Origin of the sequence: Trinickia diaoshuihuensis (genome assembly GCF_003390925.1) — a bacterium.
Taxonomy (GTDB): domain Bacteria; phylum Pseudomonadota; class Gammaproteobacteria; order Burkholderiales; family Burkholderiaceae; genus Trinickia; species Trinickia diaoshuihuensis.
In genome coordinates this window covers 124,480-142,603 of the sequence record NZ_QUBS01000089.1, presented here as the reverse complement: position 1 = coordinate 142,603, position 18,124 = coordinate 124,480, and the positions used below count along the sequence as shown (strand labels likewise).

The following is an 18,124-nucleotide window of genomic DNA, read 5'->3' as shown; positions in this document are numbered from 1 at the left end:
TTGCAACAACACGCGAACAAAGGAACGCAGCATGACCGATTTTCAAGTGCGCATCGGCGTCAATCCGCTTTCTTGGATGAACGACGACCTGCCCTCGCTCGGCGGCGAGACGCCGCTTTCCGTCGCGCTGACCGAAGGCCGGCAGATCGGCTACGAAGGGTTCGAGCTCGGCAATAAATTCCCGCGCGAGCCCGCGGCTTTGAAGGCCCTGCTCGCGCAATACGATCTGGCGCTCGTCTCGGGCTGGTATTCGGGGCGCTTGGCCGAGCGCAGCGCCGAGGAAGAAATCGAAGCCGTCGGCCCTCATCTCGAATTGCTGGCCAAGAACGGCGCCGACGTGATGGTCTACGGCGAAGTCGCGCAGACGATTCAAGGCGCGCCCTTGCCGCTTTATCAACGTCCGCGCTTTTTTACCGGAGCGCAGTGGGATGCCTATGCCGAGCGCCTCGATCGCTTCGCGCGCTACACGCTCTCGCAAGGCGTGCGGGTGGCGTACCACCATCACATGGGGGCCTACGTCGAAACGCCCGCGGACGTCGAGAATTTGATGAAGCGGACCAGCGACGCCGTGGGTCTCTTGCTCGACACCGGTCACATCACATTCGCGGGCGGCGATCCGCTCGCGACGCTCGAAGCCTACGCGCCGCGCATCTGCCACGTCCATTGCAAGGACGTGCGGCCCGAGGTGATCAAGCTCGCGCGTAACCGCGACTGGAGCTTTTTGGAAGCCGTCATCAATGGCGCCTTCACCGTGCCCGGCGACGGCGCCGTCGATTTCGCCGCCGTCATCGCGGCATTGAAGCGCCATGGGTATCGGGGTTGGCTCGTCGTCGAAGCCGAGCAAGATCCGGCCGTCGCGCCCAGCTACCAGTATGCGGATCTGGGCTATCGGACCTTGCGCAAGCTCGTCGATGCGGCGAATGCGCCCGAGGGCGCCAAGAACGTCAAGGAGCCGGCATGAGCCTACTGGTCAAAGCCCAGCGCGAGGGCATGACGATCGCGCGCGTGACGCCGGAGTCGGCCGCTTGGCGCTATGTCGGCTTCGTCGCTTATCGTCTCGCCCCAAACGAGGTGCTCTATGTCGACGAAACGACACGCGAATCGTGCATCGTCGTGCTCTCGGGCGCAGTTACGATCGAGGCCGGCGGCGAGCGCTACACGAGCATCGGGGCGCGCGATAGCGTCTTCGAGGACAACGCCCCCTACGCGCTTTACCTGCCGCCGCGCGTGCGGGCGACCGTGCGCGCGGAGCGCGATGCCGAGATCGGCGTAGCCAGCGCGCCGGCCGAGGGCCGCTATCCGGCGCGACTCATCGAGCCGTCGCAGATGAAGCGCTCGGTGCGCGGCAAGGGCGCCAACACGCGCTACGTCTGCGACATCCTTCCGCAAACGGAGCCGGCCGAATCGCTGCTCGTCGTCGAAGTGCGCACGCCGAGCGGACACTCGTCGAGCTACCCGCCGCATAAGCATGACGCCGATCATATTCCGGTAGAGAGCGCGCTCGAGGAGACGTATTACCATCGGCTCAACCCGCCGCAGGGATTCGCGTTTCAGCGCGTCTATACGGATGCGCGCGACATCGACGAATCGATGGCCGTCGAGGATCGCGACGTCGTCATGGTGCCGCGCGGCTATCACCCCGTCGTCGTGCCATATGGCTATGATTCGTACTATCTGAACGTCATGGCGGGTCCGCAGCGCGCATGGCATTTCAAGAACGACCCCGCGCACGATTGGATCGCGCAGCGCGACGCGCGATAGTGAAAGCGGGCGATAGGAGCAAACGTTCTCCACCTCATTGCCAGGATCCAGTAGGCGTCAAACTTAGAAAGATGAAATCAACGTTGACGCTTACGGATCCTCTGCATTGTCGGCCTCGATACGACGTCCGATACTTAGCTCCGTACTAGCACTGCCGATTCGATAGCCCATCCACCCGTGGCCTGTCGACGATCCGGCAGCCGGCTCATCGATCCGCACCCACCTGAGTGCGATCCACACAGCGGAGCAGCGATGGCATTGGACACGATTTCCGACGGCATACCCATTTCACTGTATCGACCGCAGGCTCCGGCTCAACCGCCGCAGCCGGCGACGACCGCGAGCACGCCCGTATCGGCGCCGAGCGTCGCCCCCGCCTCGGCGAACGGCGCGAAGCCCGCGCAGACGACGGCTGGGACGCCCGCTCCCGCCGTTCCCGACCCAGGTCCGCAGGGCATCGCGCAGTTCATCGTCAAACCGGGCGATTCGTTCTGGTCGCTGCTCTCTCGACAGAAGGTGGTCGACAAGAATGCGCAGTCCGACGATGCGCTGCTCAAGCAAAATCTGGCCGCCACGCCGTGGCTCGACCCGCAGGCGTTCGGCACGCGCCCGGGCAATGGCGATTGCTCGCTGGCCGATATGCCGCCCGGCGCCACCGTCACGATGCTCGATCCGCAACGGCTGGGCTTTTTGAACGAACAGCGAGCGGCGCTGGCGGCGGCGCCGGGCCTTTCCAACGAACTCTCGGGCCCGCAGGCGAAGTTGCTTTCCGCCGACGAGCGGGAGCACATGGTCGCGCCGATCGCCAAGCCGATCATCGACGAAATCAGCTATACGCTGCTCAAGAACGGCGTCGTCACCGACGCGCAGATCGATGCGGTCATCAGCACGATCGCGGCGCGCGCCCCTAACGATCGCGCCTTTCAGCAAGCGATCGGCATGGCGCGCGTGCAAGTCTACGCGGAGCGAGAGCGCGACGGCCGCACGCCGGATCAAGTCGGCAAACTTCAGCAAGACGCCGCGGCTGGCAACCTCGACAAGCTCAAAAGCGACATGCGCGAGCAATTGACGGCGGTCGCGCAAGCCGCGCTCGCCAAGTCGGGCGGCGACTCGGCGCAAGCCTATGCGGCGATTACGGCGCGCACGGGTGTCTATCAAACGTATTTCGGCACGAACAACGGCGACTTGGTCAAAGACGTGGCGGGCGACGTGCAGCAGCAAGTGTTGATCAAAGACCCCGTGCAAAGCGTGGTCGACGCCTACGAAAAGGGCCTGAAAAGCGGCGGTACGCGGCAAGCGGCCCTCGACGCGGCCGCACAGTGGCAAGCGGTTACAGACCCGAAGACGAAGATGCCGGGCCAAGTGTCGACGATCATGACCACGCTCATGGACACGCGCGTCAGCCCGTCCGACTCCGAGCCGATCTTAAAGAAGATCATCGACGGCTTGGCCGACGGCATGACGGACGTGTATGGCGATAACGCGACGTTCAAGACCATGGATGCCGTTGCCGCGGCATTGCAGCATACCTACGACAGCGACCCGCCGAAGAAGGCCGGCGACAAGTCGAACGAGCCGAGGCCTGGCCAAGCGATAGTGGATCAACTGGCCGGCTATCTGATGCAGACGTTCAAGTCGAGACAGGACGTCAAGCAGGTGGTCGAGACCAATCCGAGTACATTGATCGAGTTGCTGCAAAGCGGCGTGCAAAACGACGGCGATATCGCGCTGACCGCGTCGCTCGCGGCGCAGTCCAACCGGGCGGGCGACAAGCTCTATACGACGATGGCCGACAGCGCAATCGCGAACGGACTCGACGGATATCGCAAGGAAACGCTCGACCCGCTCGCGACGCGCACCGGGATGGACGCCATCGCCTACACCGAGGGGCCGAAAGACTGGGGGAACCTCAATAGCCCGGGACAGGGGCAAGCCGCTCTCGCGGCGCTCAAGACCGTGCCTCATGGCGGCGACGTGTACGCCGATATCGCGCAGAGCGGCGACGCATACGACCGGTTGCAACACATGAAGGCGACGCTCGACCGCTATGCGGGCGATATGCGCGGACCCGGTTTCGACAAACCCGTGGCCAGCCCGTATTGGGGCTCGCATGAAGACGATGTGACCCATGCGCTCCAAGAGGCGATCAAAGCCGTACCCGCGCCGCCGCAATCGGGCTCGGCGGGCGACATCGATCAAACGCAATGGTGGTGGCAAAAGCGCGTGATGACGAGCGCGGCGGCGTACTACGCCGAGCAGGCTGCGCAGGTCTTGATGGTGGACCCACGACTGGGCGGGCCAAGCGAGAACTTCGTCAACTTGTTCGGCGACGCGGAAAAGAACATCGAAGGTAAGGTAACGATTGCCAAGAACGGGTTGCTCGGTGCCCTCTTCATGCTCAATGGCGCGTCGGTGATGAGCTCGCTGCAAACCCCTTCGACGGATCAGCGGATGAACGTCGACAATGCGCTCTTCGCGGGTCTTTATACCGGTGCCGGCGTCACGACGCTGCTCGATGGGCTTGCGCCGGGTTGGAAAAAGACGCTGTTCGATACGACGGCGAAAGGCGATGCCGCGACGCTGCAGCGCAAGATGCTCGAAACGCTGCTGCAAAAGTTCGACAGTTGGGGCGCCGGCGATATGACCACGAAGATCCTGAAGAACTCCGCCCGCACCTTGCTGGCCAGCACGGGTGACGTAGCTACGCTCGTCCTCGCCGGGGGCGGCCTCGTCCCGCTGTTCGCGGATCCGACGACGAACCCCGGCCACGAGGGCGCTTACGCCGTGGCCGCCGCGACCGATTTCGGCACGGCCGTCGCGAAGCAAGTACTCACGACGGCGGCGGAGCGCGTATTGGCCGGCGGCGCCGGCGAATCGGCCGGGGAAGAGCTGTTGTGGGGCCTGGCCGAAAACGGCTGGAAAGGCGTCGGCATTGCCGGAAACATCGTGGCCTCCGGCATTCAGTACCTCGCCAATCAATACGACCTCGCGCATCTGGGCGACAAGGGCGTCACGCAGTACCTATTGGCTCTCGGCGTCAAGCAGGCCGTCGCGGAGCCGTTCGCGCGCCATGCCATGACCCTGACGAGCGGTGTGAGCGCCGGCCCGGCTATCAACGCCTACTTCCGTGCGCTGGGGAAGGGTACGCCCGAGATGGTCGCTTGGATGAACACGATCGCGAACGGCCACGATGCGGACAACATCGCGTCCTACTTCAAGGGCATCAGCCCCGGTAAGGATAAGGACGGCCACTATGTCCTGAACCAGACGCAACTCGCGGATATCCGAACGTTCCTGACCAATAACCGCTTTCCGGTGAGTTGAGCCACTAGCGGCGGGCGCCCAGTGCGATCCATTCGTCGACCGTTGCCGCATCGAGCGCATCGACCGTCCCGTCGAAAACGATACGCCCATGCCCCATCACGGCGATTCGATCCGCCAAACGCTGGGCCATGGTCAGCCGTTGTTCGATCAAGAGCACCGCACCGCCCTGCTCGCGAAGCGACTGCAAGCATTGCGCAACGGCCTCCACCGCCTGCGGAGCCAGTCCCTCCGCGGGCTCGTCGACCACGAGCAAACGCGGTTCGCCCAACAGCGCGCGCGCCAGCACGAGCATCTGTTGCTCACCGCCCGAGAGGACGCCCGCCGCAGTGCCGCGCCGTCGAGCAAGCATCGGAAAGCGATCGAACGTTTCGTCGATCCGCCGCTTCGCCAAGCGGCCGGTTGCGGCCTGTCCCGGCATGATGCCAAGCCGCAGGTTCTCTTCGACGGAAAGCGTCGGGAACACGTCACGTTGCTCCGCCACATAGCCGATTCCGCGCCGCGCGATCTCGAAGGTGAGCCGCTCGGCGATCTCCTCGCCGGCGAAGACGATCGAACCCGCTCGACGAACCAAACCGACGAGCGCCTTCGCCAACGTCGAACGCCCGGAACCATTGCGTCCGCATAAGAGCACGAGCTCGCCGGCTTCGATGCTCAGATCCACGCCGCGCAGCACCTGCGCCTCGCCGTACCAAGCGCGGACCGAGCGCGCCTCGAGCAACGCCGTCATGACGTTTGCCCCCCGGGAAGCACGCCCAGGTATGCCTCGCGCACGCGCTGATCGGCGGCGACTTCCAAGGGCGTGCCGCTCGCGAGGATCCGGCCTTGAACTAGCACCGACACTCGATCGGCGAGCGCAAACACCGCATCCATGTCGTGTTCGATCGCGAGCAGCGTTTTGCCGGCCGTCATGGCGCGCAGCCACTCGACCGTGCGCGCGGCCTCGTCGCGGTTCATCCCGGCGGTGGGCTCGTCGAGCAGCAGCATGCGCGCGCCGCGCGCCACCGCCACGCCCAGATCGAGCCTGCGCTGAGCACCGTATTCGAGCGTCCCGGCAGGGTGTCGCGCCGCATGTTCGAGTTCGAGTTCGGCGAGCACGCGCTCGGCTCGCTCATCGATCTCGCGCGAGCGCCGCCACAAAAGCGCCCATTGTGAAAGCCGGGCCGCCGCGCCGCGTGCGCCCTGCGTCGCCATCACGCCGCACCACGCGGCGCAACGCAGATTCTCGAGCACGGTCAAACGGGGGAAGACGCGCGTCGTCTGAAAACTGCGGCCGAGCCCCGCGCGCGCAAGACGATGGGGGCTGCGGCCCGTCACGTCCACCCCGTCGAGCCAGACCGTCCCGCGATCGGGCCGCAGCGTCCCGCCGATGATGTTGAACACCGTCGATTTGCCGGCGCCGTTGGGACCGATCAAGGCGTGACGCTCGCCGGCCTCGATGGACAGATCGACGCCGTCCAACACGCGCGTCGCGCCGAAGCGCCGGGCGATGCCTTCGAGTTTGAGTGCAACGGCGTCCGTCATCGGCTGGTCCTTTCGCCATGCTGAGCCGACGCGCCCCGCCCTGTCCTTGCCGCAAGCCGCGCCGCACCGCCAACGGCAACGAGCGCCGCAATGCACCACCAAGTCCGCGCCGTGCTCCAATCGAAAGCCAGCGGCCCGATACGCCAAACGCCGCCGGCATCGGCAGCCAAACGCCGTGCATAGAGCGACTCGACCACCAAGACGAGCGCGGCAATCCAGGCAACAGCGGCGATCCCACCGAACGCGTATCTGAGGCCGAACGCAAGCGCGCCATGCCGTTCGACGCGCGCACGAAGCTCGCGCCACCCGCCTGCCACGCCATCGGGAAAACGCAAGACGACGGCGACGAACAGCAACCCAAGGTAGACAGGCCATGCTCGCGTGACGCCGGCCAACGCAACATTGAACGCAACGAGCACCAGCGAGCCGAGGAGCGGCCCGAAGAACGCCGACGAGCCGCCGATGACGGTGGCAACCAACACCGCCCCGGAACGCGCCATCCCGACGCTTTCGGACGAGGCCAGTTCGACGTCGATCAGCGTCAGCGTCCCGGCGATGCCCGCGAAAAACGCCGCGAGGACGAACATGGCGAGACGAATACGGCGCGGATCGACACCGAGCGCCGCGACGCGGACCGCGTTGTCGCGCACGGCATTGGCCATGCGGGCGAGCGGCGTGCGGGTCAGCGCGAACATGGCGACGATCGATAGCGCCGCCCAACTCGCGATCAGTGCATAGGCCGCGCGTTCGGAACCGAACGACAGACCACCCGGCGCTTGCACGCCGCCGCGATCGATCGCGACGCCGGCCGCGCCGCCGAATCCTTCCGGCAGCGTCCACACGGCCGCGGCCACGAGTTCGCCGACGCCGAGCGTAATCATGGCGAAGGCCGTCCCGGCGCGCCGCGTCGCGACGAGACCGAAGAGCAACCCGAAGGCCGCGCCACCGGCGCCGCCCGCGAGCGGCAACCAGGGCAGCGCGATACCGCCGCGATTGAACAAATGGGCCGCGACGAACGCGCCGAGGCCGGCGAACGCGGCGTGGCCGAACGAGAGCAGCCCCGTCTCCCCAAGCAACAAGTTGTACGAGAGCGCGAATACGATCATCGCCGCCGCTTGCGCGAAGTAAGCCAGCAGCCAACGCTCGTGCACGAGCGCGAGCGGCAGCACGAGCAACGCAGCCACGGCAATCCAAGGTGCGGCGCGAGTAAGCGCCGCATGGCGCGGGAGGGACCTCAAGGGATCAGACATCGTCTTGGCGCGTTCCGAAGAGCCCGCGCGGACGGCAGGCCAACATGACGACGAGCAACGCGTACGGCAGCAGCGGCGCGACTTGCGCGACCGACAATGCGGCCCAGACGGCCGGCAGCGTGATGCCGGCGGCTTGCGTGATGGTACCGAGCGATGCCGCGCTGCCGGCCGCCCAGGTCTGGACGCATCCGATCAAGAGCGAGGCGGCGAACGCGCCGCCGAGCGAACCGAGCCCGCCGACAATCACGACGACGAAGACGATAGAGCCGACCGCCTCGGCCATACCGGGTTCGACGACCGCCAACGGCGCCGCGATGACTCCGGCCAGCGCCGCGAGCGCGGTGCCGACGGCGAACACGAGCGTGCCGATGCTCGCCACGTCGTGACCTAGCGCCTTCACGGCGCTCGGATGCGTGAGCGCCGCGCGCAGGACCAGGCCCGTGCGCGAGCTGCGCAACAGCGCATATAACGCGGCCAGCGTCGCGACGGACGCCCCCATCATGAATGCGCGATAACGCGAGAACGCGGCGTCGCCGAGCGTGAGTAGCGGCCCATCGAGCGCGGGAGGCAACGCAATCGAGACGCTGCCGAGGCCCCAGACGAGCTTCACGATTTCGGCGAGCAGATAGGCGAGCCCGAACGTCAGCAACAATTCGTGCAACGGCCCATTCGCACGCGCCCGGCGCAGCAGCATGCGCTCGACGATCGCACCCGCGGCACCCACGGCGATCGGCGCGCCAACGAGCGCGAAGCCGAAGCCCCAATGCGCGGCCATCGTATATCCGAGGTAGGCGCCGAGCATATAGAAGCTCGCGTGCGCGAAGTTCAGCACGCCCAGCATGCTGAAGATCAGCGTCAACCCGGCCGATAGCATGAACAGCAGCAGCCCGTAGCTGACGCCATTGAGCGTGGCGACGGCGAATGCATGCACCTTAGGCGCGCTCCTCGCCTGCCGCGCGCTCGACGAGGAGCGTTTCGAGCGCCGAACGTAGCGCTGCCGGCAGCGTGCCGACGGGGCGGCGCGTCGCGCGATCGACATAGACATGTACGAAGTGCCCCTGCGCGGCGGCTCGCGCCTCCCCTTCCTTAAACAGCCCGACCTCGTAACGCACGCTCGATGCTCCGATGCGCGCAACGCGCAACGCGGCCTCCACGCGCTCGGGGAACGCGAGCGGCGCGAAGTAGCTGCATTGCGTCTCCACGACGAGACCGATCGTCGCGCCGTGTTCGAAGTCGAGCACACCGGCGCGAATCAAGTATTCGTTGACGACGGTATCGAAGTAGCTGTAGTAGACGACGTTGTTGACGTGCCCATAGACGTCGTTGTCCATCCAGCGCGTGGTGATCGGCAGGAAGTGGCGAAACGCCTGCCTGTCCCATGGACTAGCCTTACGCCCGCCTGCGCCAGCCGCGTTGTTTTCCATAGCGCCCTCTTCGATCGTTCAAGAACGCGATCATAACCAGACAGTGAACCGAGTTCCAACTGCCTGCGAGCTTACGGTCAGCGTCCAATCGTGCGCCAACGCGATTTCGTTGCAAATCGCCAAGCCGAGGCCCGCCCCATCATACTGCGCGCCCGGGGCGCGCCAGAATCGCGTAAACAGAAACGGCAGATGCTCGTCGCGAATGCCGGGGCCTTCGTCGCAAATCGCAATCGATCCGCTATCCACCGTCAATATCACGATCCCATCGGCAGGCGACACGTTGATCGCGTTTTCGACGATGTTCTTGAGCAGGATAAAGAGCGCGCCCTTATCGGCTCGTACTTTGGGCGCGGCGTGCCGGTCCTCGATGGAGAGCCTAACCTGCCTTGCATCGGCCTTGCGGGTCAAATATTCGAGCACGTCGTGCGCCACGCCGACCGGGTTCACTTCGGCGAAATCGAAATTCTGGGCCTCGCTGACCTCGGCCAAATGCAGCAGTTGCCGCACTTGGCGCGACATCAGATCGATCTCGCGGAACAAGAGTCCCTTCCCTTCGATCTCGGGCTGAAGCTCGATCTGCCCGCGAATCAACGTCAACGGCGTTTGCAACTCGTGCGCGGCCGCCGCGAGAAATTGCTGCTGCACGGCGAAGCCCTTTTCCAAGCGAGCAAGGGCCTCGTTGAACGCATCGATCAGCGGCTTGATCTCGGTCGGAACGCCGCTCGTGGACAGGCGCGTTTTCAAATGGCTCGGCCCGATCCGGGCAGCGGCCCGGGACGCCTCTCGCAGCGGCCGGAGCACGCGGTAAATGGTCAACGGGAGCACCAAGCCGAAAATGACGATCGCAACCATGACGACCGTCTTGACCATGGTGGGGATCGGGGCGACCTTCAATTCGATCAGGGCATCGACGAAACGTGCGCTCGTCGCCGTCTGAACGAAAAACGAGAGGCGGCCCCCTTCGACGCGCCGCGTCGCGACAAAAAACGGCCGCCCGCCGATAGACTGGCGCACGATTCGGCCGCTGGCTTGCGCGAGCCCCGCGCTCGTGAGCCACGGTCCCCCGCCCACGGCGCCGCTGGACGCCAGCATGACGGTCCCGCTTGCATCGAGTACGCGGTACTTCAATTCTCCCGGCGCGGCCTGGAAGAGCCACGCGTCGTGCTCCGGCAACTGCACGGAAACGGGTTGGCCGGCGTTGTCGAAGCGAACCCCGGCCACCACGTTGCGTACGATCTCGATTTCCTCGCGCCGCCCCAGTGTCTGCTCCGGGTAGCGATCGAATACATAAATGAGCAGTCCGGCCAGCGCGGTGAGGCCGGCGGCGAGCGCAACCACGGTCGTCACCCATAGCCGCGCCGATAAACTTCCAATCCAATGATCGAGCATCACACGCTCGCGTTTGCCGTCATCGCTCGATCGTCTCCTCGAGTGCAAAGCCCACCCCGCGCTGGTTCCTCAAGCGTACCCGTGTATCGAGCACGGCGAGCTTCTTTCGCAAACGGTGCACCGTCACTTCCAACGCATTGGGCGTCACGGCTTCGCCGAGACCCCACGCGGCATGCTCGAGCATCGCGTGCCGAACGGTTCGGCCGCCGGCTCGAACCAGACAGAGCATGATCTGCAATTCCGCCGGCGCCAGCACGACCGAAAACGACCCGCACCGCATTTCACGGTGTGCTGGATCCACCGAGAGGCCGCCGTACGACTCCACGAGCGCGGTCAGCGCCACCGGACGCCGCATCAGGGTGCGCACGCGGGCCACCAGTTCGCTCATCGCGAAAGGCTTCGTCACGTAGTCGTCGGCGCCGCTTTCGAGGCCCTCCACGCGATCATGCAACGCATCGCGCGCCGTCAGCATGAGGCAGGGCGCCGTCTGCCCTGCCGCGCGCAACGCGCGCAGGAACGCAAGCCCGTCGCCGTCGGGCAGACCCCGATCGACGATGAGCACCGCGTAGTCGCCTTGACGCAAACCATAACTCGCCTCGGAGATGCTCAGAAACAGGTCGGCTTCGATCCCCACCGCGGCCAGCGCGCGCGCCACCATATCGGCCAGACGCGGATGATCTTCGACGATTGCGACTCGCGACATAAACGTTGATCACTTGAACCGGTAGATGTATCCGGCCTTGACCTCGGGGATGAATCGCTTCCCGACGAGCGGGCTATCGGTGACGCCGCCGCCGAGGCGCGACACGCCGACGTCGAGAAGAATGCTCTGGTGAGGCGTCAACGCGTAATCCACGCTCGCACCGAGCGACGCGTTCCAAGTCGCCCGGCCGGTGTAAGCGGGACGGCCCGCAAGCGCTTCCGAGGGCAGCACGCCGTAATAATAATCGACGTACTTGGCGCTCAGCCATTGCACTCCCGCGTGCGGCGTGAGCGAAACCTTCCCGAATTCGAACGGTTTGCGGTAATCGACGCTGGCGCGCTCGCCTTTGTTCCCGCCCACGAGGTAGTCGGCGGAGAGCGTGCCGAAGGCGGTGCGACACGCAAGCGCGGGACCGTACCAGAACGCGCTGCCGTTGCGGTCGTCCATGCCGTTCAGGATCGGCGCGTCCGATTGCTTGTACCCGTCGCCGAGCGAAAACTGTCCGCGCAGCGAAACGCTCAAGCCGTACCAGTTTCCGACCTTGACGTCGATCGTGGTACCGAAAACATGCACCCACTTATCGTCGAAGTAGACGAGCGGGAGCGGATCCACCTTCGCGCCGTAGCCCTTATAGGGCGATTCGGCCACGCCGACGCCGGCGCCCAGGCCCCAGCGCGTGACGTTCGTCGCATTGCTCAGGATCGTAAATCCCGGTTCCGAGGCATCGACCTGGCCGGGGTCGACGCCTTCGGCCCGCGCCATTGCGGTGGAGAGCGCGAACAAGCATAGGGACAAGGATAAGGATAGGGCCCCGGGCACGAACAGGCGGTGCAGAGGCGAAGCAAAATTTTTCAATTTTTCTTCCAGGAGGTCGTTGGACACGGGCGACTTTAAAGTGGCCCGACTTACCGGTTACTTACCGGTCCAATAACCTCCAAGAAGCTTACGCGGCGAGACCTCGGCGTCTCGGGGGCATTACCGCTGCTTCACTGCCCCGCCTTTTCGACGAACTCGAACGGCAGGCCTTTACGGCGCATCCACTCGCCGAGCGCTTGCCCGGTGCCCGAGCGCCACGGCCGCAGTTTCGCCGGCTCGACCAGGCGGTATTCGAGTAATTCGGGCGAGAGCTTGACCGAGCCTTCGGCCTTCACGTGATAGGCGATGATGAGCTCGTTCTTGCGGATGAACTCATAGACGCCGATGAGTTCGGTCTCGCGCACGTGCAGCGACGTTTCCTCGAGCACCTCGCGGGCGATCCCGGCCTCGGGCGTCTCGCCCTGCTCCAGAAAACCCGTAATCAGCGCGAACACGCCTTCGGCCCAAGCCGCGTTGCGCGCGAGCAAGATCTTGCCCTCGTACTCGACGATGGCGGCCACGACCGGCACGGGGTTGTTCCAGTGCACGTAGCCGCAGGTATCGTCGGGACAGACACGGCGCAAACGCCCGCCTTCCTCGGCGGCGTCGGGCCGCTCGATCAGCGCGTTCGCGCAGTGTGGACAGAATCGATAGTCGCTCATAGGTCTTGAAAACGCTGCGGACAACCGGCGCCCGTCGGCTCGAATGGGTTCGGACGGCTCGGAACGCGCCCATTCTAGCGGCTTTGATCTGACGAAGCGATGAACCCGTCGTCCGCGCGCCGACACCCTCAGCGCGACTTCGCCGCCAGTATCGCCAAGCCCGCGGCACCGAGCATCAACACGCCCGCGGCCAGCCACAGCGCCAGGGCGAAGGAACCCGTGTGCGCCGCGATCGGCGCGGCCACGAGCGGTCCCGCGATCTGCCCGATGCCATAGGCCGCCGTCGCGTAACCCATCAAACCCGCCGCGTCGTCACCATGCAACCGACGTGCCTCGCGCATCGCGAACAAGGTAATCGCCGTGAACGGCAATCCGATCAACACGCTGCCGATCGCGAAACCCGCTGCCGTCGGCCATACGATCCCGAGCGCAATGCCGGCCGCTTCCACGACATAGCAGGCGGCGAGCAATAGCCGGTTGTCCCAACGAAGCGGCAGACGCGCGCCGACGATTGCCCCCGGGATCAACGCCGCCCCGAACATCGGCCAAAACAGATCGGGCCAACTCGATCCCGGCAAGGCGTGCCGAGCGATCACGGGCAAGAACGTAGCCGTAATGATGTAGCCGAAGCCCGGCATTCCATACAGGACAACCAGCCAGATGCTTTGCATCCGGCGCGCACGCGCACTCGCCCGCGCAGCGGCCGTGGAGCCCTCGGGCGCAAGCGATGGCGAGGAACGCCCGGGCCCGCCGGCCGGGGCCGGGCGCCCTTCTCTCGTCCGCGCCCCCGCCTGCGTGGAGGACGGCGACGGCGCGAGCGTGCGCCAAACGGCGGCCGTCGCGGCGACGCACAATGCGCCGAATGCGAGCCAGCCCCCATTGGCGCCGAGATTAGCCGACGCGCCGACGATCAAGCCCGTCGCCACGATGCCGATCCCAGGTCCCGTGTAAATCACGCCGCTCCATGCCGGGGCGCCGAGCCTGGCCAGGCGCGCGAGACCCCACTGCGACGCGAATACGAAGGTCCAAGCGCTGACGATACCCGCCGCGAATCGAATCGCCATCCAAACCGGGAAACTATCGATGACGCCCATCGCCAGCGTCAACGCGGCGGTGGCGGCGAGGCCCATGCGCACCACCGTCGCGTGCTCCACGCGCAAAAATGCACATGTCACCGCGCCGACGAAATACCCTGCGTAATTGGCCGACGCCAGCCAACCGCCCGAGCGCAAATCGAGCGAACCGGCATGCAACATCAGCGGGAGCAGCGGCGTGAACGCGAAGCGCCCGATGCCGAGCGCCACCGCGAGCGCCACCATGCACGCCACGGAAACGCGCCAGGCGCTTGCCGTGCCTCCCTCGCGACGCCACGCGCGCGCACCTGTCGAATTGAACTGAACCATAAATCACCCGTTACCAGCCATCGCACCGCCTACCACCGCTTCTCGACCAAGACTGCGAAGCATGCGTCGCGCCGCGCCAGGTCCGAGGCGCAAGCCTTGCCCACCAGCGAACATTACCGCGCTGCAAGCATCACGAAAAATGAATAATATTGATGCAATCCATCCGTCGGAGAGAATCATGGATCTGGCCGCGCTGACAATCTTTCGGGCCGTGGTGCGGGAAAACGGGGTGACGCGCGCCGCCGCCAAACTGAACCGCGTTCAGTCGAACGTGACGATGCGCATCAAGCAGCTCGAGGAGCAGCTCGGCACGCCGCTGTTTGTCCGTGAGGGGCGACGGCTCGTGCTGACGCCGGCGGGACGAACGCTCTTGCCCTACGCCGAGCGGCTGCTGGCGCTGGCCGACGAAGCCCGGCATGCGCTGCGCGAAGATCGCCCGCGCGGCAGACTGGCGTTGGGAGCAATGGAGAGCACGGCTGCAAGCCGCCTCCCGCGCATACTGGCCGCCTATCACCAGCATTGGCCCGAGGTTGAGCTCGAACTGGCCACCGGCACGACGGGTTGCCTGATCGAGCGCGTGCGCGAATTCGAGGTCGACGCGGCGCTGATCGCGACGCCGCCCGATGCGTCATTGCTGACGCAGGAGTTCGAGTCCGTTCCCGTCTTCGAGGAGCAATTGGTGATGGTCACGCCGCGCGGCCACCGGGCGATTCAGGGGGCCAACGACGTCGCGCTCTCCACGTTGGTTGCGTTCGAGCGCGGTTGCGCCTATCGCAGCTACGTGGAGCAGTGGTATGCCGACCATGGTCTGCGGCCCGCGCGCACGCTTGAATTGGGCTCGTACCATGCGATCGTCGCCTGCGTGGCGGCGGGCGCCGGTGTGGCCGTGGCGCCGCGCTCGGTGCTCGATGTGCTGCCCGGCGGCGCACGCGAAGTCGCGATCCATCCGCTCGGGCCGCTCGGCATCGTGCCGACGCTGCTTATCTGGCGGCGGGGCCACGACTCTGCGGCGCTTCACGCGTTGCGCGAAGCGCTACTAGCGGACGGCCTCGGCGGCAGCGCCGCGCGCGGGCAAGGGCCGCGGGCAAACGACGACAACGCCCGCGACGCGGCGGTCGTCTCCGGCTGAGCGTCGCGCGGCCGGTTTCCTCAGCTTGCCAGCTTCTTGAACGTTTCGAGCACGGCCTCCCCCTTGAACGGCTTGACGATCCATCCTTTCACCCCGGCCGCCTTGCCGCGTTCCTTCATGGCGGGGCTGCTTTCGGTCGTCAGCATGATGACGTTGACCGCGTTCATCGGGAGTTCGGCGCGCATTTTTTCGACCATCGTCAGGCCGTCCATGTTCGGCATGTTGACGTCGCTGATGACGAGCCGCACGCCCGGGTTCGACTTCATTTTGGCGAGCCCGTCCTTGCCGTCGACGGCCGTGTCGACATCCAAACCGCTTTTGCGCAGGAAACCGGCTACTTCGTCGCGTACGGTGCTCGAATCGTCCACCACCAGAATCTTTGCCATCTCTCGCCTCTCGAATGAACGTTGATCTAAGAAACTAAAAAAGCTCGAGTTCGCCGGCTTCGATCATCGCGTCGACATCGGCGCGGGAGCCCGGGAAGTCCTCGGGCGACCAACTCAAGCTGAAGATGAAGCGCTGATCGAGCGCGACGGACGCACCCGTCGTTTCATCGGTCAGCCGATACTTGAAGCACAACTGCGGGTTGTCCGTGCCGAACGAGATGTAGCGATGCTTGTGATTGACGAGCAGCGGCACTTGCACCTGCGAGCGGGCGAGCAGTTCCGGCGCGCCGAGGAAGCGGTCCTTGAACGCGCCCCAGATCAAGTTCGTCAGTTCGCCGAGCAACTCGTTCAAAGCGCGGAAATCCACGTCGGCGCCGCGCGCGAGCGCACTGCCGCGCACGACGGCCGCAAGCGGCGCCTCCTCCGTTTGCATCAGCATGTAGCCGCGGCACCAAGCGCTTTCGAGCGCGATGAGGCTGAACAGCTCGCCGAAGATGATGCGGTCGCGCACGATGCAAGGCGTGTCCCAGCTCACGCTCAGGTGCTTGAACATTCCGGCCAAGCGCGACTCCGTGATTTCGGAGATGCCGCGCACGAGCACGTTCGGATAGTCGAGGCTGAACAGATACTCGTCGATGGCGGCCACGAGCGGCGCCGTATCGTCCGCGCGATAGGTGGCGCAAACGACATCCGCCAGCGCGGGCGGCAGGCCTTCTCGCCCGCCTTGCCCCGTGCGCCGCAAGATGATCGGCAACTCGGGCCGCAATGCGTCGATGCGACTCGCCGTGGCCGCGCTTTGGGCGGCTGAGCCGCCGTAGTCTTCGGCCAGCAGCACGGCGCCCAGATCGATGTTCGAGCGCAGCACGCTCGTGAGCCGGCTCTTGCGGGCTTTGAGTCCGATCAGGTTGTGCTCGTCGCAAAAGCGCCGAATTGCCGCGAGTTGCGCGGGCGAGTCCTCGAGCACGAGGACTTTGCTGACGGGTTTGTTCGTGTTCATGCGTCACTACCTTCGCGATGCCGTGCGCCGCTCAGAACAGCTCGAGTTCGCCGGTGTTCTCTTGCACGTCGGCCACCTGCGCGACGAAGTCCAGCGAGCGTTGCGCGCATACGCACAACGTCGCGCGCAGCCGCGCCGTCTCCTCGATCGTGATGTCGTAGGCGGCAACGTGCTGCGGATCGAGCTCGTTCAAATAGCCCATGCAATCGCTCGATAATGCATAAGGCGTGGACATACCGAGGTCGGGAAAATGCTCGACGAGCTGTTGATTGATCGCGCCGCAGCACAAGTTGCCGATTTCCATCGCGCTCTCTCGCAGCGAACGGCCGGCGCCCTGGCCCGCGTAGTAGCCGCGCGTGGCGTCGTCGTCGGCGAACTGCAACAGCAGCACGATGCGAAAGTCGATCGACGCGATCGTCAGCACGATCACCTCCGCGCTGGGCCCCCTGTCGTCTTGACGGACCACCCGCGCGATCTCGCAGGCATGGCTCGCATCGACGGCCAAACGCGTGCGCGCCGCTTGAAAGAAAATCCGCTCAAGACTGTCCAGCGCCGCGTGAGTAATCACGTCGCCCGCCTCTCGAGCTTCGATTCGAATTGCGCGGCGAGCGCCTCGACGCTCGCGAGCGCCGCCGTGATCATCTTGCCGCCCGCTTGGATGTCTTGGAACGTCGCCGTCGTCACGAGGTCGTTGCGATCGAGGCTATCGCGATAGCTCTTGGACAACTCCTGCGAACGCGTCGCGAGCGCGCGAACCTCGCCCGCCACGATCGAAAAGCCGCGTCCCGCCGCGCCCGCGCGCGCCGCTTCGATCGACGCATTGAGCGACACCATCAGCACGTGATTGACGATGCGCGCAAGCTCGTGGTTCTTATTGTGCATGTCCTGGTTTTGGGACATCAGCGAAATCATCTGCTCGTGCCAGCGCTCGAACGTCGCCGAGAACTGCTTGAGCCGCGCCGCCTCCGCCTCGATCTTGTTGGCATGGGCAAGCAGATCGTCGCGGCGCGCTTGCGCCGATTCAAGCGCCGCCCGCGCTTGGGCAAGCTCATCGGACTCGCGCGCGAGCGATTCGGCCAAGCGGCTGTTTTCCGCGCCAAGCTCGGCGAGCCTCGCCTCGCGCGCGGCCATCTCGGCGGCGGCGCGCGAACGCTCTTGCACATGCGCTTCGTTCAGGCGCGCGATCGCCTCGTCTTGCTTGCGCGACGCGTTCGCGCTTGCGCGCTTGGCGCCGGCCCATGCCGCTATCGCCGCCACCGCGAGCAAGCCGAGCACCGCCCCCGCCCCCGCCCCCATCCATTCCGTTAGAACCACAGCTTT

Annotated in this window: 18 protein-coding genes; 4 read left to right on the top strand and 14 right to left on the bottom strand. The window is 65.5% G+C overall.

Annotated features, from left to right (window positions below; all coding sequences use genetic code 11):
* Window positions 1-31 precede the first annotated feature (31 nt).
* From iolE to DXT59_RS27825, 3 genes are all read left to right on the top strand, one after another.
* The gene (iolE, locus tag DXT59_RS27835; RefSeq protein WP_116141394.1) at window positions 32-961 is read left to right on the top strand and encodes a myo-inosose-2 dehydratase; all 930 of its coding nucleotides are present in this window, start codon (window positions 32-34) and stop codon (window positions 959-961) included.
* Window positions 958-1,761 (top strand): 5-deoxy-glucuronate isomerase, encoded by an 804-nt coding sequence (gene iolB / locus DXT59_RS27830; RefSeq protein ID WP_116141392.1) that lies wholly within the window; start codon window positions 958-960, stop codon window positions 1,759-1,761. Before iolE ends, iolB begins: the two co-directional genes overlap by 4 nt.
* A gap of 252 nt (window positions 1,762-2,013) precedes the next feature.
* Window positions 2,014-5,085, top strand: coding sequence for a type IV pilus assembly protein FimV (locus DXT59_RS27825; RefSeq protein ID WP_116141390.1), 3,072 nt, complete (start codon window positions 2,014-2,016; stop codon window positions 5,083-5,085).
* 4 nt (window positions 5,086-5,089) lie between these two features.
* Here the strand turns inward: DXT59_RS27825 and DXT59_RS27820 are convergent, their stop codons facing one another.
* The 10 genes from DXT59_RS27820 to DXT59_RS27775 form a co-directional block, all read right to left on the bottom strand.
* The gene (locus tag DXT59_RS27820) at window positions 5,090-5,812 is read right to left on the bottom strand and encodes an ABC transporter ATP-binding protein (protein ID WP_116141387.1); all 723 of its coding nucleotides are present in this window, start codon (window positions 5,810-5,812) and stop codon (window positions 5,090-5,092) included.
* Window positions 5,809-6,606 carry an ABC transporter ATP-binding protein gene (locus DXT59_RS27815; protein WP_116141385.1) on the bottom strand — a complete coding sequence of 266 codons (798 nt, stop codon included), beginning with the start codon at window positions 6,604-6,606 and terminating at the stop codon, window positions 5,809-5,811. Before DXT59_RS27815 ends, DXT59_RS27820 begins: the two co-directional genes overlap by 4 nt.
* Complete coding sequence (locus DXT59_RS27810) at window positions 6,603-7,856, bottom strand: branched-chain amino acid ABC transporter permease (RefSeq protein WP_116141383.1); 1,254 nt, start codon at window positions 7,854-7,856, stop codon at window positions 6,603-6,605. The genes DXT59_RS27815 and DXT59_RS27810 overlap by 4 nt, the downstream gene beginning before the upstream one ends.
* Window positions 7,849-8,787: a branched-chain amino acid ABC transporter permease gene (locus DXT59_RS27805; RefSeq protein WP_116141381.1), complete on the bottom strand. Its 939-nt coding sequence runs from the start codon at window positions 8,785-8,787 to the stop codon at window positions 7,849-7,851. Before DXT59_RS27805 ends, DXT59_RS27810 begins: the two co-directional genes overlap by 8 nt.
* A 1-nt stretch (window position 8,788) precedes the next feature.
* The gene (locus tag DXT59_RS27800) at window positions 8,789-9,280 is read right to left on the bottom strand and encodes an acyl-CoA thioesterase (RefSeq protein ID WP_116141378.1); all 492 of its coding nucleotides are present in this window, start codon (window positions 9,278-9,280) and stop codon (window positions 8,789-8,791) included.
* Between the two features lie 30 nt (window positions 9,281-9,310).
* Entirely contained in the window at window positions 9,311-10,669 is a 1,359-nt protein-coding gene (locus DXT59_RS27795) for a sensor histidine kinase (RefSeq protein WP_116141376.1), read from the bottom strand.
* A gap of 19 nt (window positions 10,670-10,688) precedes the next feature.
* Window positions 10,689-11,372: a response regulator transcription factor gene (locus tag DXT59_RS27790; protein ID WP_116141374.1), complete on the bottom strand. Its 684-nt coding sequence runs from the start codon at window positions 11,370-11,372 to the stop codon at window positions 10,689-10,691.
* Between the two features lie 9 nt (window positions 11,373-11,381).
* Window positions 11,382-12,227: a MipA/OmpV family protein gene (locus DXT59_RS27785; RefSeq protein WP_240324711.1), complete on the bottom strand. Its 846-nt coding sequence runs from the start codon at window positions 12,225-12,227 to the stop codon at window positions 11,382-11,384.
* A 131-nt stretch (window positions 12,228-12,358) separates the two neighbouring features.
* On the bottom strand, window positions 12,359-12,889 hold the full coding sequence (locus tag DXT59_RS27780) for an NUDIX domain-containing protein (protein WP_116141370.1): 531 nt from the start codon (window positions 12,887-12,889) through the stop codon (window positions 12,359-12,361).
* Window positions 12,890-13,017: 128 nt separating this feature from the next.
* Window positions 13,018-14,292 carry a YbfB/YjiJ family MFS transporter gene (locus tag DXT59_RS27775; RefSeq protein ID WP_240324710.1) on the bottom strand — a complete coding sequence of 425 codons (1,275 nt, stop codon included), beginning with the start codon at window positions 14,290-14,292 and terminating at the stop codon, window positions 13,018-13,020.
* Between the two features lie 178 nt (window positions 14,293-14,470).
* Between DXT59_RS27775 and DXT59_RS27770 the strand changes: the two genes are divergently transcribed.
* On the top strand, window positions 14,471-15,421 hold the full coding sequence (locus tag DXT59_RS27770; protein ID WP_116141368.1) for a LysR family transcriptional regulator: 951 nt from the start codon (window positions 14,471-14,473) through the stop codon (window positions 15,419-15,421).
* A 20-nt stretch (window positions 15,422-15,441) separates the two neighbouring features.
* Here DXT59_RS27770 and DXT59_RS27765 read toward each other — a convergent pair whose 3' ends face one another.
* The 4 genes from DXT59_RS27765 to DXT59_RS27750 are packed head-to-tail and all read right to left on the bottom strand — an operon-like array spanning window position 15,442 to window position 18,100.
* Window positions 15,442-15,807: a response regulator gene (locus DXT59_RS27765; RefSeq protein ID WP_116141366.1), complete on the bottom strand. Its 366-nt coding sequence runs from the start codon at window positions 15,805-15,807 to the stop codon at window positions 15,442-15,444.
* 34 nt (window positions 15,808-15,841) lie between these two features.
* Window positions 15,842-16,804 (bottom strand): chemotaxis protein CheX, encoded by a 963-nt coding sequence (locus DXT59_RS27760; RefSeq protein WP_116141364.1) that lies wholly within the window; start codon window positions 16,802-16,804, stop codon window positions 15,842-15,844.
* Window positions 16,805-16,835: 31 nt separating this feature from the next.
* The gene (locus tag DXT59_RS27755) at window positions 16,836-17,372 is read right to left on the bottom strand and encodes a hypothetical protein (RefSeq protein ID WP_116141361.1); all 537 of its coding nucleotides are present in this window, start codon (window positions 17,370-17,372) and stop codon (window positions 16,836-16,838) included.
* Window positions 17,369-18,100, bottom strand: a complete 732-nt coding sequence (locus tag DXT59_RS27750; RefSeq protein WP_116141359.1) for a methyl-accepting chemotaxis protein — start codon at window positions 18,098-18,100, stop codon at window positions 17,369-17,371. Before DXT59_RS27750 ends, DXT59_RS27755 begins: the two co-directional genes overlap by 4 nt.
* Window positions 18,101-18,124 lie beyond the last annotated feature (24 nt).

Excerpts from the sequence above, each read along its gene's own strand:
- iolE (WP_116141394.1), top strand. The coding sequence starts at position 32 with ATGACCGATTTTCAAGTGCGCATCGGCGTCAATCCGCTTTCTTGGATG.
- iolB (WP_116141392.1), top strand. The coding sequence starts at position 958 with ATGAGCCTACTGGTCAAAGCCCAGCGCGAGGGCATGACGATCGCGCGC.
- DXT59_RS27825 (WP_116141390.1), top strand. The coding sequence starts at position 2,014 with ATGGCATTGGACACGATTTCCGACGGCATACCCATTTCACTGTATCGA.
- DXT59_RS27820 (WP_116141387.1), bottom strand. The coding sequence starts at position 5,812 with ATGACGGCGTTGCTCGAGGCGCGCTCGGTCCGCGCTTGGTACGGCGAG.
- DXT59_RS27815 (WP_116141385.1), bottom strand. The coding sequence starts at position 6,606 with ATGACGGACGCCGTTGCACTCAAACTCGAAGGCATCGCCCGGCGCTTC.
- DXT59_RS27810 (WP_116141383.1), bottom strand. The coding sequence starts at position 7,856 with ATGTCTGATCCCTTGAGGTCCCTCCCGCGCCATGCGGCGCTTACTCGC.
- DXT59_RS27800 (WP_116141378.1), bottom strand. The coding sequence starts at position 9,280 with ATGGAAAACAACGCGGCTGGCGCAGGCGGGCGTAAGGCTAGTCCATGG.
- DXT59_RS27795 (WP_116141376.1), bottom strand. The coding sequence starts at position 10,669 with ATGCTCGATCATTGGATTGGAAGTTTATCGGCGCGGCTATGGGTGACG.
- DXT59_RS27790 (WP_116141374.1), bottom strand. The coding sequence starts at position 11,372 with ATGTCGCGAGTCGCAATCGTCGAAGATCATCCGCGTCTGGCCGATATG.
- DXT59_RS27780 (WP_116141370.1), bottom strand. The coding sequence starts at position 12,889 with ATGAGCGACTATCGATTCTGTCCACACTGCGCGAACGCGCTGATCGAG.
- DXT59_RS27775 (WP_240324710.1), bottom strand. The coding sequence starts at position 14,292 with ATGGTTCAGTTCAATTCGACAGGTGCGCGCGCGTGGCGTCGCGAGGGA.
- DXT59_RS27770 (WP_116141368.1), top strand. The coding sequence starts at position 14,471 with ATGGATCTGGCCGCGCTGACAATCTTTCGGGCCGTGGTGCGGGAAAAC.
- DXT59_RS27765 (WP_116141366.1), bottom strand. The coding sequence starts at position 15,807 with ATGGCAAAGATTCTGGTGGTGGACGATTCGAGCACCGTACGCGACGAA.
- DXT59_RS27760 (WP_116141364.1), bottom strand. The coding sequence starts at position 16,804 with ATGAACACGAACAAACCCGTCAGCAAAGTCCTCGTGCTCGAGGACTCG.
- DXT59_RS27750 (WP_116141359.1), bottom strand. The coding sequence starts at position 18,100 with ATGGGGGCGGGGGCGGGGGCGGTGCTCGGCTTGCTCGCGGTGGCGGCG.